15 protein-coding genes are annotated in these 13,833 nt (G+C 72.0%); 4 read left to right on the top strand and 11 right to left on the bottom strand.

Annotated elements, in window-relative coordinates:
• Positions 1-123: 123 nt before the first annotated feature.
• The 4 genes from ACH4UK_RS34525 to ACH4UK_RS34540 form a co-directional block, all read right to left on the bottom strand.
• The gene (locus ACH4UK_RS34525; protein WP_398362846.1) at positions 124-858 is read right to left on the bottom strand and encodes an ABC transporter ATP-binding protein; all 735 of its coding nucleotides are present in this window, start codon (positions 856-858) and stop codon (positions 124-126) included.
• Between the two features lie 143 nt (positions 859-1,001).
• Positions 1,002-1,775, bottom strand: a complete 774-nt coding sequence (locus ACH4UK_RS34530; protein WP_398362847.1) for a DUF3710 domain-containing protein — start codon at positions 1,773-1,775, stop codon at positions 1,002-1,004.
• Between the two features lies 1 nt (position 1,776).
• A complete protein-coding gene (gene dut / locus ACH4UK_RS34535) occupies positions 1,777-2,304 on the bottom strand; it encodes a dUTP diphosphatase (protein WP_398363017.1) in 528 nt (175 codons plus the stop codon).
• Complete coding sequence (locus tag ACH4UK_RS34540) at positions 2,304-2,888, bottom strand: PaaI family thioesterase (RefSeq protein ID WP_398362849.1); 585 nt, start codon at positions 2,886-2,888, stop codon at positions 2,304-2,306. Before ACH4UK_RS34540 ends, dut begins: the two co-directional genes overlap by 1 nt.
• A gap of 58 nt (positions 2,889-2,946) precedes the next feature.
• Between ACH4UK_RS34540 and ACH4UK_RS34545 the strand changes: the two genes are divergently transcribed.
• The gene (locus ACH4UK_RS34545; protein WP_398362851.1) at positions 2,947-3,405 is read left to right on the top strand and encodes a DUF3093 domain-containing protein; all 459 of its coding nucleotides are present in this window, start codon (positions 2,947-2,949) and stop codon (positions 3,403-3,405) included.
• A gap of 19 nt (positions 3,406-3,424) precedes the next feature.
• Here the strand turns inward: ACH4UK_RS34545 and ACH4UK_RS34550 are convergent, their stop codons facing one another.
• From ACH4UK_RS34550 to ACH4UK_RS34565, 4 genes are all read right to left on the bottom strand, one after another.
• Positions 3,425-4,390, bottom strand: coding sequence for a hypothetical protein (locus ACH4UK_RS34550; RefSeq protein ID WP_398362853.1), 966 nt, complete (start codon positions 4,388-4,390; stop codon positions 3,425-3,427).
• 13 nt (positions 4,391-4,403) lie between these two features.
• The gene (locus tag ACH4UK_RS34555) at positions 4,404-4,700 is read right to left on the bottom strand and encodes a DUF4193 domain-containing protein (protein WP_003965732.1); all 297 of its coding nucleotides are present in this window, start codon (positions 4,698-4,700) and stop codon (positions 4,404-4,406) included.
• Between the two features lie 405 nt (positions 4,701-5,105).
• Positions 5,106-6,350: a sensor histidine kinase gene (locus ACH4UK_RS34560; protein WP_398362855.1), complete on the bottom strand. Its 1,245-nt coding sequence runs from the start codon at positions 6,348-6,350 to the stop codon at positions 5,106-5,108.
• A 5-nt stretch (positions 6,351-6,355) separates the two neighbouring features.
• Positions 6,356-7,009, bottom strand: a complete 654-nt coding sequence (locus tag ACH4UK_RS34565; RefSeq protein WP_006128158.1) for a response regulator transcription factor — start codon at positions 7,007-7,009, stop codon at positions 6,356-6,358.
• Between the two features lie 383 nt (positions 7,010-7,392).
• On the opposite strand from ACH4UK_RS34565, the gene ACH4UK_RS34570 reads away from it, so the two are divergent.
• A complete protein-coding gene (locus ACH4UK_RS34570) occupies positions 7,393-7,566 on the top strand; it encodes a hypothetical protein (protein ID WP_398362857.1) in 174 nt (57 codons plus the stop codon).
• A 101-nt stretch (positions 7,567-7,667) separates the two neighbouring features.
• Here the strand turns inward: ACH4UK_RS34570 and ACH4UK_RS34575 are convergent, their stop codons facing one another.
• Positions 7,668-8,468, bottom strand: a complete 801-nt coding sequence (locus ACH4UK_RS34575; protein ID WP_398362859.1) for an inositol monophosphatase family protein — start codon at positions 8,466-8,468, stop codon at positions 7,668-7,670.
• A gap of 53 nt (positions 8,469-8,521) precedes the next feature.
• Positions 8,522-9,649, bottom strand: a complete 1,128-nt coding sequence (locus tag ACH4UK_RS34580; protein WP_398362861.1) for a ferrochelatase — start codon at positions 9,647-9,649, stop codon at positions 8,522-8,524.
• Positions 9,650-9,844: 195 nt separating this feature from the next.
• Here ACH4UK_RS34580 and ACH4UK_RS34585 point away from each other — a divergent pair, with 195 nt between their 5' ends.
• Together ACH4UK_RS34585 and ACH4UK_RS34590 are read left to right on the top strand one after the other, a co-directional pair.
• Positions 9,845-11,092 carry an MFS transporter gene (locus ACH4UK_RS34585; RefSeq protein ID WP_398362863.1) on the top strand — a complete coding sequence of 416 codons (1,248 nt, stop codon included), beginning with the start codon at positions 9,845-9,847 and terminating at the stop codon, positions 11,090-11,092.
• Complete coding sequence (locus ACH4UK_RS34590; protein ID WP_398362865.1) at positions 11,049-12,371, top strand: D-arabinono-1,4-lactone oxidase; 1,323 nt, start codon at positions 11,049-11,051, stop codon at positions 12,369-12,371. Before ACH4UK_RS34585 ends, ACH4UK_RS34590 begins: the two co-directional genes overlap by 44 nt.
• Positions 12,372-12,395: 24 nt before the next feature.
• Here ACH4UK_RS34590 and ACH4UK_RS34595 read toward each other — a convergent pair whose 3' ends face one another.
• The gene (locus ACH4UK_RS34595; protein WP_398362866.1) at positions 12,396-13,511 is read right to left on the bottom strand and encodes a hypothetical protein; all 1,116 of its coding nucleotides are present in this window, start codon (positions 13,509-13,511) and stop codon (positions 12,396-12,398) included.
• Positions 13,512-13,833 lie beyond the last annotated feature (322 nt).

Consider the following 13,833-nt stretch of genomic DNA (forward strand, 5'->3'; position numbering starts at 1 on the left):
GTGGCGCCCGGTGCGGCTGCCGCACTCGACGCTACTCCGCTCCGGGGGGTGGTTCGGGTCCGGGAGCGCAGGTGAGGGGCGTATTGACGGAACTCTGATGCGCGCCGTGGGCGGAGCTGTGGCTCAGGTCTGTTCGACGATGTGGCCGTCGCTCAGCTCCAGGACGCGGTCGGCCAGGCCCAGCAGCTGGGGGTCGTGGGTGGCGACCAGGGCGGTGACGTTCTCGCTGCGGACGACCGCGCGGAGCAGTTCCATCACGGCGAGCCCGGTCTCGGCGTCGAGCTGTCCGGTGGGCTCGTCGGCGATCAGGAGGGCGGGGCGGTTGGCGAGGGCTCGGGCGATGGCGACCCGCTGCTGCTGGCCGCCGGAGAGCTCGCCGGGACGCTGCTCGGCGTGGTCGGCGAGGCCGACGAGGGAGAGCAGCAGGGCCACCCGCTCGTCGCGCTCGGCCGGGTCGGCCCTGCGCAGCCGCAGGGGTACGCCGACGTTCTCGGCGGCGGTCAGGATCGGGATGAGACCGAAGGACTGGAAGATGAAGCCGACCCGGTCCCGGCGCAGCTCCAGGAGCCCCTTCTCGCCGAGGCCGGCCAGCTCGGTGCCGTCGACGGTGATCCGGCCCTCGTCCGGGGTGTCCAGGCCGCCGACCAGATTGAGCAGGGTGGTCTTGCCGGAGCCGGAGCGGCCCTTGAGCGCGACCAGCTCACCGCGGGGGATCTCGAAGGAGACCCCGCGCAGGGCGTGCACGGCGGCCGCTCCGCTGCCGTACGAGCGGTGCAGGTCCTCGACCCGGACCATGGCCGTACGGGCCGGGTCCTCGGCGAGGGCCGTGCCCGGCTGCCCGCTGGTGCTCTCGGTCATGCTGCTCCCCCGTAATCACGTGATCCGCGTCGTCGCCCGCCAGTATGTGCATCCGGCACACGGCCGGGCAATGGCCGGTGGGCCGCACCCGCGAAGAGGGTGCGGCCCACCGGCCGATCGCTGTGAAGTACCGCGGGGTGCCGCTAGCGGACCTCGGTGATCTCGGGGCCGCGCTGGAGCTGGCCCATGCCACCGGAGAACTTCGAGTTCTCCTGGTCCTCCTGCTGAACACCCTCGGGCACCATCTGGGCGTCGTTGGGGAGCTTGAGGACGATCGGGTCGCGCGGGGCCATCGGTCCGTCGCCGCGGACGACCACGGTGTCCCGGAAGACCGTCTCCAGCAGGCCTGCGGCCTCCGGCTGGACGGCGCCCTGGCCGGAGATCACGCCGCGCAGGAACCAGCGCGGCCCGTCGACGCCGACGAAGCGCACGAGCTGCACACCGCCCGTGCCGTCGGGGAGCTGCACGGGGACCTGCGCGCGCAGCTCCCAGCCCAGCGGGCCCTCGACCTCGTCGATGATGCCGCCCTGCTGGGTGATGCCCGAGGCGATCTCGTCGCGGACCTCGCCCCAGATGCCCTCTTTCTTGGGGGCGGCGAAGGCCTGCAGCTGGACCGCGCTGTCGCGCAGCACCACGGTGGCGGCGACGATCGCGTCCCCGGCCACCTCGACGCGCAGTTCCATGCCCTCGACCCCGGGGACGAAGATGCCGCCCAGGTCGACCCGGCCCTCGCCGGGCTGGGAGACCTCGGTGCTGTCCCAGGGTCCGTCCGGCCGGGGGGCCGGCGGAAGGTTCATCCGACGGGTGCCCTTGGCACTCCCGTCGCTGCCCTCGGGCTCGTCGGCGACCTGCTCGGCCTCGCGCACCTCGTCCGCCGCGTCCTCGGCGGAACCACTCTTCTTGCGACGTCCGAACACGTCACTGTCCTTCCCGGTCGGATACGACCGAAGCGTAGCTGTTCCCACCGTGGGTGATCCCGCCCTCGGCGCCGTCCACCGACGCGTGGCCGCCGGTGGACCCGAAGCCCCCTTCGGCCCGCGCCGAGCCGGGAAGTTCCGCCACCTCGTGGAAGCGCACCTTCTCGACCTGCTGGACAACCAGTTGGGCAATCCGGTCGAACCGTTCGAATCGCACGCTCTCGCGCGGATCGAGGTTGACCACGATCACCTTGATCTCCCCACGGTACCCGGCATCCACGGTCCCTGGGGCATTCACGAGGGCCACTCCGCAGCGGGCCGCGAGGCCGGAGCGGGGGTGCACGAACGCGGCGTACCCGTCGGGCAGGGCGATCGAGACACCGGTGGGCAGCACCACGCGCTCGCCGGGGGCGAGTTCGGCGGCCTCGGTGGTCACCAGGTCGGCCCCGGCGTCGCCCGGGTGTCCGTACGCGGGAAGCGGCACGTCCGGGTCGAGGAGGCGGATCAGTACGTCGACGGGGTTGCGCATCACGGGTTCACCTCGAAGGCGCGGGCGCGCCTGACCTGGTCGGGGTCGGACATGGCCGCCTGGATCTCGGCGGGCCGGCCGTTGTCGATGAAGTGGTCGAGCTTGACCTCGATGAAGAGGGCGTCGGCCCGGACCGCGACGGGGCCCTCGGGGCCGCCGATCCGGCCGGTGGCGGTGGAGTAGATCTTCCGGCCGTGCACGGCGGTGATCCGGGCGTCGAGGTGCAGCACGGTGTCCACGGGGACGGGTCGGACGAAGTCGGTCTCCAGCCGTCCGGTCACCGCGACCGTGCGCAGCAGCCAGTTCAGCGAGCCGAGGGTCTCGTCCAGCGCCGTGGCGAGCACACCGCCGTGGGCGAGGCCGGGGGCGCCCTGGTGGGCGGGCTGCACGGTGAACTCGGCGGTGACGCTCACGCCTTCACCGGCCCGCGCCATCAGGTGCAGTCCGTGCGGCTGCCCCCCGCCGCAGCCGAAACAGTGTTCGTAGTGCGCTCCGAGGAGCTCGCCGGGGGCGGGCGCGTCGGGGTGCCGGACCGGCGCGACGGCGTCGGCCGGAGGTGTCAGAGCTGCTGATGTTCCACTCACAGGCGCAGACCTTACCCGCGCGGCAGTGCGCCGGTCGCGCCGTGCCAAGCTTGGTTCCATGCAGCCTTCCGCACCGCCCTTCGACGAACGTCTCACCGCTCCCCGCTCCTGGTGGTTCATCGCCTTCGGGATCGGTATCGCCTGCGCGCTGATGCTGCTGCCGCTGGGCACCCTGCCGCTGCTCGCCGGGCTGGTCGGCGGCACGGCGGCGGCCGCGGTCCTGGTGAGCAGTTACGGCTCCGCCCGGATCCGGGTGGTGGCGGGGGCGCTCGTGGCCGGCGACGCCCGGATCCCGCTGTCCGCGCTCGGCAAGCCCGAGGTGCTGGACGCCGAGGAGGCGCGGGCCTGGCGCACGCACAAGGCGGACGCCCGCGCGTTCATGCTGCTGCGCAGCTATGTGGAGACGGCGGTGCGGGTGGAGGTCACCGATCCGGAGGATCCGACTCCGTACGTCTATCTCTCCACCCGGGACCCGTGGGGCCTGGCGGCGGCGCTGAGCGCCGTGCCGACGGTCTGAGCGCGCGCTCGGGCCCCGCTCAGAAGCCCTCGATCTCCTTGGGCAGCACGGCTGGCAGCGCGGGCTGTTCCAGTGGGGGCAGCTCGTCGAGGTGGTCCCAGGTGATCTGCTGGGTGCGCAGGTCGTCCCTGATCCGGTCGGCGAGCTTGCGGGTGTCACGGCGGTTCATCGTGGCGCCGACTGCGGCACCGATCATGAACGGGATCAGGTTGGGCAGATTGCGCGCCATGCGCTTCATGATCTGCTGACGCAGCTCACGCTTCATCTGGCCGCCCAGGGCGGCGTTGAGCGTGGTGGGCCGGGTGACGTCGATGCCGCGCTCCTCCGTCCACGACGTCAGATACGCGGTGCTGCGCTGGCCGAGATTGCCCGGGGGGCGGCGGCCGTAGACCTCGTGGAGCTCGGCGACGAGCTTCATCTCGATCGCGGCGACGCCGGTCACCTCCGCCGCCAGCTCGGCGAGCATGGCGGGCGGTACGGGCATCATGGCGGCGGCCCCGATGCCTGCGCCGACGGTCGCGGTGCCCCGGCAGGCTCCCGTCACCAGCTTGTCGGCCAGCTCCTCGGGCCCCAGCCCGGGGAACTGCTTCCGCAGGGTGGCGAGGTCGCGCACCGGCACGCGGGGAGCCGTCTCGATGATGCGGTCGGCCAGTTGTACCGCCAGTGCCTTCGCGCTCTCCCTGCTCCTGCGCACGCCCCGTTTCACTGTGTGCAGGCGGCCTGCCCCGGTCGTGGGCTCCGCCCGGTCCTGCTGGTCCTGCTCTCCGGCCCGGTCCGGCGGCGCTGCCGACCCGGCCACTTCGAGCGAGGCCGAACGGCCTCGCTCGTCGTCGGAGCTGCCGGAGTGATCCGGCAGGGCGGCGGACCGCTCGGCAGACGCGTTACCGCCTTCTGCCGGGCCTGTGCCGCCTGTACCGTCCTGATGGGCCTGCTGGCCGTGCCGACGCCAGGGGCGCCGCTTCCTGAACGGTGTCTCGCCTGTCACGGCCGACCCGACCTCAGTCGCAGTCGCGGCAGATGGGCTGACCGTTCTTCTCGCGGGCCAGCTGGCTGCGGTGGTGCACCAGGAAGCAGCTCATGCAGGTGAACTCATCGGCCTGCTTGGGCAGCACACGGACGGCCAGCTCCTCGTTGGAGAGGTCCGCGCCGGGCAGCTCGAGTCCCTCGGCCGCGTCGAATTCGTCGACGTCGACGGCGGATGCCGTCTTGTCGCTCCGACGCGCCTTGAGCTCTTCGAGGCTGTCCTGGTCCACGTCGTCGTCAGTCTTGCGTGGGGTGTCGTAATCCGTTGCCATGTCGCTCTCCCCCTCTTGGGTATCTACGGGTGTCTCAGCGCACGTAACGCGTGAGAGGCCGGACTTGTGCCCGACCTGAGGCGGAGATTTTGCCTCACATCAAGGTCTGTTACTCAATCGACACCCAACCGGGCGCCTCGGCGAGACTCGGCTTGGGTGGCGATGGGGACCGTACACGGTCCCGAGTGCGCAGTTCACGGGTGCCACCCCGTGTACTTCCCGTGATAACGATCGCCGAAAACCCGGGTGATTACCGGCTTTCCGACAGAGTCGTGATCACGGAGAGTAGATGGCCCGAAAATCCGCCTTGTGATCGATCACACACGGCACGCCCGGGAACGGGTCCTGAAAATTCCGCCCAAAGCGAACATGGAGATTCGGTGAAGAATCACTTCGTGCAGCCTCTCAGACCGGCAGAGTGACGCGCATCACGAGACCGCCACCCTCGCGGGGCTCCGCGATGATACGGCCTCCGTGGGCCCGAGCGACGGACCGGGCGATCGACAGGCCGAGACCGACCCCCTTGTCGCTGCCCGTGCGCTCCGTGCGCAGCCGCCTGAAGGGCTCGAAGAGGTTGTCGATCTCGTACGCCGGGACCACCGGGCCGGTGTTCGAGACGACGAGCAGGGCCTGCCCGTGCTCCACCTCGGTGGTGACCTCCACCCAGCCGTCCTCGGGTGCGTTGTAGCGCACGGCGTTCTGCACGAGGTTCAGCGCGATCCGCTCCAGCAGGACCCCGTTGCCCTGGACCACGGCCGATCCCCGCTCACCGCGGATCTCGACCTTCTTCGCCAGCGCCTCAGCCCTGGTCTGGTCGATGGCCCGTTCGGCGACCTCGGCGAGGTCGACCGGTTTGCGCTCGACGATCTGGTTGTCGCTGCGGGCCAGCAGCAGCAGGCCCTCGACCAGCTGCTCGCTGCGCTCGTTGGTGGCCAGCAGGGTCTTGCCGAGCTGGTGGAGCTCCGGCGGCGCCTCCGGGTCGGAGAGATGGACCTCCAGCAGGGTGCGGTTGATCGCCAGCGGGGTGCGCAGTTCGTGCGAGGCGTTGCCGACGAACCGCTGCTGGGCGGTGAAGGCCCGCTCCAGCCGGTCCAGCATGTCGTCGAAGGTGTCCGCCAGCTCCTTGAGCTCGTCGTCCGGGCCGTCCAGCTCGATCCGCCGGGTGAGGTCGGTCCCGGCCACCCGGCGCGCGGTCCGGGTGATCCGGCCGAGCGGGGACAGAACGCGTCCCGCCATCGCGTAGCCGAAGGCGAAGGCGATGACGCTGAGCCCGACCAGGGCGAGGAGCGAACGGTTGAGCAGGGTGTCCAGCGCCTGCTGGCGCTGCTCCCCGTTGCATGCCTTGAGCGCGGCGTTCGCCTCGTCCGCCGAGAGGCCCGGGGTGAGGGCCGGGCAGGCGTTGTTGGTGAGCTGGATCTTGCTCTCGGGCAGCAGTTTGAACGGCAGCTCGTTGCCCACGTGCAGGCCCTGCGCGGCCAGCATGTAGATGATCGAGAGCAACAGGATGCCCGCGATCAGGAACATCCCGCCGTACAGCAGCGTGAGCCGTATCCGGATGGTCGGGCGCAGCCAGGGGTACGGGGGATCCTGCTGCTTGGGCTCCCAGGTGGGCTTCGGAGGCGCCGCGGAGGGCCCCGGGGTGGTGGCCATGGTCCTCAGATCCGGTATCCGGAGCCCGGCACGGTGACGATGACGGGCGGTTCGCCGAGCTTGCGTCGCAGCGTCATGACCGTGACCCGTACGACGTTGGTGAAGGGGTCGGTGTTCTCGTCCCAGGCCTTCTCCAGCAGCTGTTCCGCCGAGACGACCGCGCCCTCGCTGCGCATCAGGACCTCCAGCACCGCGAACTCCTTCGGGGCGAGCTGGATCTCCACCTCGTCCCGGAAGACCTCGCGCCGGTTCGGGTCGAGCTTGATGCCGGCGCGCTCCAGGACGGGCGGCAGCGCCACCGTCGTACGGCGGCCCAGCGCGCGCACCCGGGCGGTCAGCTCGCTGAAGGCGAAGGGCTTGGGCAGATAGTCGTCCGCGCCGAGCTCCAGGCCCTCGACCCGGTCGCTGACGTCACCGGACGCGGTGAGCATGAGCACCCGGGTGGGCATGCCGAGCTCGACGATCTTGCGGCAGACGTCGTCCCCGTGCACCACCGGGAGGTCCCGGTCCAGCACGACGACGTCGTAGTCGTTGACCCCGATGCGCTCCAGGGCCGCGGCACCGTCGTAGACGACGTCGACGGCCATGGCCTCCCGGCGCAGTCCGGTGGCCACCGCATCGGCGAGCAGCTGCTCGTCCTCGACGACGAGTACGCGCACGGCGCAGTCCTTCCTTCGGTCCTTCGATGGGTTCACAGAGCGAGCGGCCCACGCAGGGGCCGCTCGGACACGGGCAGCAATGCCGACTGTGCGCTTCCATCCTGCCCGCAACGCGTATAAACCGGCGGTAAGGCGGCGGCGGGCCGGACCGATCGGCGGCTTCCGGCCGGGAAACCGGCGGATTTCCGGGTCAGTTGAGGTTTCTCTGAGCCTGGGCGTGGGGAAGAGGGGTTCACACCCGCGATCACGCCTGTCACGTGGCATGCCACGGCCCGCTTCTTTTCCCCGGAGCGGCGGCGCGATCACCCGCTCCTCCGGCTCCCCTGGCCGGGGGCATCCCGGGCACACCCCCGTGCCACCGACCCACGATGAGGGGGCGCATCATGGACGCTTTCACCGCAGGTCTGCTGCAACGCATCAGGACGACCGAGTCCGACCTCACGCGGGCGCGCGAGGACGGCGACGATTTCCTCGCGGACGTCGAGCAGGGCGAGCTGGACGATCTGCGCCGTCTCGCCGCCGAGCACGGCGTGGAGATCGGCGTCACCAGCGTCTGAGCCGTACGCCAGGGGGCCCCGGACACCGTCATGGTGTCCGGGGCCCCCTGGCGTGTGCGGCGGCCTCAGGCCCCTCGTCAGGGCCTTGTGCGGGCCTCCCGTCAGTCGTGCCAGGCGCCCAGTTCGTCGAGGGCGGCCTGCAGGGGCTCGAAGACGCCGGGGGTGGCGGCCACCGTCAGGTCGCCGTCGGCGGGCAGCCCCGGACGGCCGCCGGTCAGCGCGCCCGCCTCCCGGGCGATGAGGTCGCCCGCGGCCAGGTCCCAGGGGTGCAGCCCCCGCTCGTAGTAGCCGTCCAGCCGGCCCGCCGCCACGTCGCAGAGGTCGACGGCGGCCGAGCCGCCGCGCCGGATGTCCCGGAGCCTGGGGATCAGCTGCCGGGCGATGTCCGCCTGGTGGGTCCGGACGTGGGAGACGTAGTTGAAACCGGTCGAGACGAGGGCCTGGTCCAGCGGCGGAGCGGGCCGGCAGCGCAGGGGTTCGCCGTTCGCGAACGCACCGCCGCCGAGGACCGCCCGGAAGGTCTCCCGGCGCATCGGGGCCTCGACGACACCCACGACCCGCCGGCCGTCGCGCTCGGCGGCGATGGAGACCGCCCAGGTGGGCAGGCCGTAGAGGTAGTTCACCGTGCCGTCCAGCGGGTCGATGACCCAGCGGATGCCGGTGCTGCCCGGGGAGCTGGCCCCCTCCTCACCGAGGAAGCCGTCGTCGGGGCGGAAGTCGCAGAGGTATCCGGTGATCAGCTTCTCGGCGGCGATGTCCATCTCGGTGACCACGTCGATGGGGCTGGACTTGGTCGCGGCCACCCCCAGGTCGGCCGGGCGGCCGTCGCGCAGCAGGGCTCCGGCGCGGCGGGCGGCCTCCAGGGCGAGGTCGAGCAGTTCGGACAGGTCGGGGTCGGTCACGGTGCTCCCATGGGGACTCGACGGGACAGGCGCTCTCTGGGGTGGACGACGGATCAGGCGAACGGGCTGTCGGCGCCCGCCGCGGCCGGCTTCGGGGCCCTGGCGGGACAGCAGCCGACCGGGCAGAGGTCGTGGGACGGGCCCAGGGACCCCAGTGCGCAGCGCTCCACCGGCCGGCCCCGCTCGGTCTCGGCGCGTTCCAGGAGAAGGTCGCGTACGGCGGCGGCGAAGCGCGGGTCGTCGCCCACCGTGGCGGACCTGCGGACCGGCAGGCCAATCTCGGCGGCCTTCGCGGTGGCCTCGGTATCGAGGTCGTAGAGGACTTCCATGTGGTCCGAGACGAAGCCGACGGGCGCCATCACGACCGCGGGGACGCCCTCCCCGTGCAGGGTCTCCAGGTGGTCGCAGATGTCGGGCTCCAGCCACGGGATGTGCGGGGCGCCGCTGCGGGACTGGTACACGAGCTGCCAGGGGTGCTCGACGCCGGTCGCCTCGCGCACCGCCTCGACGATCAGCCGGGCCACGTCGAGGTGCTCGGCGACGTACGCGCCGCCCTCGCCGTGCGCCTCCACCGGGCCCGAGGCGTCGGCGGCCGAGGTCGGGATGGAGTGGGTGGTGAACGCGATGTGCGCGCCCGCGCGGACGTCCTCGGGGAGGTCGGCGAGCGAGGCGAGGACGCCGTCCGCCATGGGCGTCACGAAGCCGGGGTGGTTGAAGTAGTGCCGCAGCTTGTCGACCCGGGGCACGGGCAGCCCCTCGGCCGCCAGGACGGCCAGCGACTCGGCGAGGTTCTCGCGGTACTGGCGGCAGCCGGAGTAGGAGGCGTAGGCGCTGGTGGCGAGGACGGCGATGCGCCGGTGCCCGTCGGCGGTCATCTCACGCAGGACGTCGGTCAGATACGGGGCCCAGTTGCGGTTGCCCCAGTAGACCGGGAGGTCCAGGCCGTGCTCGCCGAAGTCCTTGCGCAGCGCGTCGAGCAGGGCGCGGTTCTGCGCGTTGATCGGGCTGACCCCGCCGAACAGGAAGTAGTGCTTGCCGACCTCCTTGAGGCGTTCCTCGGGGATGCCGCGGCCGCGGGTCACGTTCGCCAGGAACGGGACGACGTCGTCCGGGCCCTCGGGGCCGCCGAAGGAGAGCAGCAACAGGGCGTCGTAGGGAGCGGGATCGCGCAGATCGGACATGACATCGATCCTGCCACCCGCCTCCGACAGGGCGGCAACCGACATCCGACGCCCCGTCGGGAAGACCGCGGAACCCCGGGAGCCGCGGGCCCGCGCACTCCCCCGGGCCGCCCGGAATCCGGTGTCCGGCACGTCCGCCCGGCCGTAAGCTGTATGGGCCAGCTATACGCCTGACAGGCACGACCGGAGTACCTCTTGCCCAGCCCCTACCGCGCCATCTTCGCCGCCCCCGGTTCCAAGGGGTTCTCCGCCGCAGGCTTCTTCGGACGGATGCCGTTGTCCATGATGGGCATCGGCGTCGTGACGATGATCTCCCAGCTCACCGGCCGCTACGGGCTGGCCGGGGCGCTCTCGGCGACGCTGGCGATGTCGGCGGCGGCCTGCGGCCCCCAGGTGTCCCGGCTGGTCGACCGCTATGGGCAGCGCCGGGTGCTGCGGCCGGTCACGCTGGTGGCCGTGGCGGCGGTGGCGGGGCTGCTGATCTGCGCCCAGCAGGGCCTGCCGGAGTGGACGCTGTTCGTCTTCGCGGTGGGCGCGGGCTGTGTGCCGAGCGTGGGGTCGATGGTCCGGTCGCGCTGGGCGGAGATCTACCGGGGCTCCAGCCGGGATCTGCACACCGCCTACGCGTGGGAGTCGATCGTCGACGAGGTGTGCTTCATCTTCGGCCCGATCATCTCCATCGGCCTGTCCACCGCCTGGTTCCCGGAGGCGGGACCGCTGATCGCCGCCGCCTTCCTGCTGGTCGGCGTGTTCTGGCTGACCGCGCAGCGCGCGACCGAACCGGTGCCGCACCCGAAGTCGCAGCACACCGGGGGCTCCGCGCTGCGCTCGCGGGGGCTCCAGGTCCTGGTGGCCACCTTCGTGGCGACGGGCGCGATCTTCGGGGGCGTGGACGTGGTGACGGTGGCCTTCGCCGAGGAGCGCGGCCACAAGGCCGCGGCCTCCCTGGTGCTGGCCGTCTACGCGCTCGGCTCGTGTCTCGCGGGGGCCGTGTTCGGGCTGCTGCACCTCAGGGGGAACCCCGGGACCAGGTGGCTGGTGGGTGTCTGCGCGATGGCCGTGAGTATGATCCCCCTCCAACTGGCCGGGAACCTTCCGTTGCTGGCCGTGGCGCTCTTTGTCGCGGGCCTCGCCATCGCACCGACGATGGTCACCACCATGGCCCTCGTCGAAGCGCACGTACCGCGCACCAAGCTGACCGAGGGCATGACCTGGACGAGTACCGGGCTCGCCGTCGGCGTGGCGCTCGGCTCCTCGGCCGCCGGCTGGGTGGTCGACGCCGCCGGGGCCGAGGCGGGGTACGCGGTGCCCGCCGTGGCGGGAGCTCTCGCGGCGGCGGTGGCGTTCCTGGGGTATCGCCGGCTGGCCGGGCCGGCTGCGACGGGAGGGCGCGGGGAAGATGACCGACACCTACGCACGGACGACGACGAGCGCGTGGCGTAACTGGGCGGGCAACGTCACCGCCCGGCCGGCCCGAGCCGAGTCCCCCGCGTCCGTGGACGAGCTCGCGGACGTGCTGCGCCGGGCGGGCGCGGAGGGCCTGAAGGTGAAGCCGGTCGGCGCGGGCCACTCCTTCACGGCGGCGGCCGCCACCGACGGGGTGCTGATACGCCCGGACCTCCTCACCGGGATCCGGGACATCGACCGTACGGCGATGACGGTGACGGTGGAGGCGGGCACTCCGCTCAAGCGGCTCAACACCGCGCTCGCCCGCGAGGGTCTCTCGCTCACGAACATGGGCGACATCATGGAGCAGACGATCGCCGGGGCGACCTCCACCGGTACGCACGGCACGGGCCGGGACTCGGCGTCGATAGCCGCGCAGATCCGCGCGCTGGAGCTGGTCACCGCCGACGGCACGGTGCTGCGCTGCTCGGCCGAGGAGAACGCCGAGGTGTTCGCCGCCGCCCGGGTCGGGATCGGGGCGCTCGGGGTGATCACCGCCGTCACGCTCGCCGTGGAGCCGATCTTCCTGCTGACGGCCCGTGAGGAGCCGATGAGCTTCGACCGGGTCACCGCGGACTTCGACGCCCTGGTCGCCGAGAACGAGCACTTCGAGTTCTACTGGTTCCCGCACACCGGCAACTGCAACACCAAGCGCAACAACCGCAGCGCCGGTCCGGCCGCCCCGCCCGGGAGGGTGAGCAGCTGGGTCGACGACGAGCTGCTGTCCAACGGGGTCTTCCAGGTCGCCTGTTCGCTCGGCCGCGCGGTCCCGGCGACGATCCCCTCGATCGCCAGGCTCTCCAGCCGGGCGCTGTCGGCGCGCACGTACACCGACATCCCGTACAAGGTGTTCACCAGCCCCCGCCGGGTGCGGTTCGTGGAGATGGAGTACGCCGTTCCGCGCGAGCAGGCGGTGGCGGCGCTGCGGGAGCTGAAGGCGATGGTCGAGCGGTCGCCCCTGAAGATCAGCTTCCCGGTGGAGGTACGCATCGCTCCCGCCGACGACATGGCCCTGTCGACCGCCTCGGGCCGGGACAGCGCCTACCTCGCCGTCCACCTGTACCGGGGCACGCCCCACCGCTCGTACTTCACGGCGGTCGAGCGGATCATGACGGCGCACTCCGGCCGGCCGCACTGGGGGAAGATCCACACCCGCGACGCGGCCTATCTGGCGGAGGTCTACCCGCGCTTCGGCGAGTTCACGGCGCTGCGCGACCGGCTGGACCCGGACCGTCTGTTCGGCAACGACTACCTGCGGCGCGTGCTCGGCGACTGAAGTCCGCCGCCGCCGGTACGCCGGTCACCCGGCGTCGGCGCCGGGCGGTGCCTGCTCGCCCTGCCCGGGGGCGATGCCCGTGCCGGTCGAGGGTGCGCCGGTCCCGGCGTCGCCGGAGGCCGAGGGGGTGGGCGGCGTCGGGTCGGGCGCGGTCTCACCGCCGGAGCCGGAGGGCGTCGGGGTGGGTGTGGGCCCGGTGGTCGGGTTCTCGTCGCCCCCGCCCGTACCGGGGTCCGGGCTCCCGCTGCCGCCGTCGTCCGTGGCGCGCGGGGAGCCGGTGCCGTCGCCGGGGGTCGGCTCGTGGTCGTCCTCTCCCCCGTCCTGGCCGGTGTCCCCGGAGGGCGCGGGGTCGGCGGGTCCAGAGTCCCGGTCCCCGCCGCCGCGCACGACGGAGCTGAGGGTGGTGCCCCGGCCGCCGCTGAGGTCGTTGCCCGAGATCATCTCGAACGCGGTGATCCCGGCCATGGAGACGGCGAAGACCGCGGCGGCCGCGAGCGCGGGGCGTTTCCAGCCGCGCATCCGGGTGCCGTGGGTGACGCCCTCGCCGAACGCCTCGTCGACGCCGGCCGAGGCCGCTCCGACCCGCGGCAGCATCCGCGTACGTTCGTCGTCGGGGCCGGCTGCGGCTGCGGGGCCTCCGGCCGGCGGGACGCGGAGCATCCGGGTCCGCGCGTCGCCGAGATCCAGCAGCTGGGTCCGGTCCGTGTCGACGGGCTTCAGCAGCTGTGTGCGCTCCGCGTCCGGGACCACCTGCGGGACCGTGCCCGGGTCGACCGTGGGCAGCACCGTGGTGGCGTCGTCGGCCGGCTCCGGCCCGTGCCGCTGCTCGGCCGGCCGGTGCCCCGCGGGCGTCGTCTCCCTGGTGTGCACCGTCACCTGACGGCCCTCCGGGTGGGTCACCTGGACCGTCACCTCGCGGATCTGCTCGCCGGTGCGGCGGAAGAAGTGCTGGAAGACCGAACCGCCGCAGGTGGCGACGATGCTCATCACGCCCGCGCCGGCGATCGTGCCGTACACGCCCAGCTGCGAGGCCAGCACGGCTGCCGCGACGGCCGCCACGGCACTCCCGGCGACCTGCGGGAGACTCAGATCTATGCGCCTTTCCTTGGGTTCTGTGTCACTTTCCGGCTTCTGAACCATTACCAGCCCCTGCTTGACATCTCTCCCACCATGCAACAGGAAGAGACAAATGAGCGAAGTGGATAGTTCCGTTTCCGGTGATTGTGTGAAGCACAACACGCATCAGGGGCATTTCACGGAGAACTGGGTATCTCAACTCCCGCGCCCCGCGAGAACTTCGGCGGCGTGCCGGTCCACCCCGGTGGCCCGAATGGAGTACTGTGACGAGCCCTGGGGCGGACTCCGACGTGGGAATCCGCAGCCACCGAAGGGGGCCGACGGCGGCACTCGCACCGGCGGCGTCAAGGCATCACACCGGCGCTTGCTACGCAGAGCGGCCAAA

This window comes from Streptomyces sp. NPDC020884 (genome assembly GCF_044333935.1).
Taxonomy (GTDB): domain Bacteria; phylum Actinomycetota; class Actinomycetes; order Streptomycetales; family Streptomycetaceae; genus Streptomyces.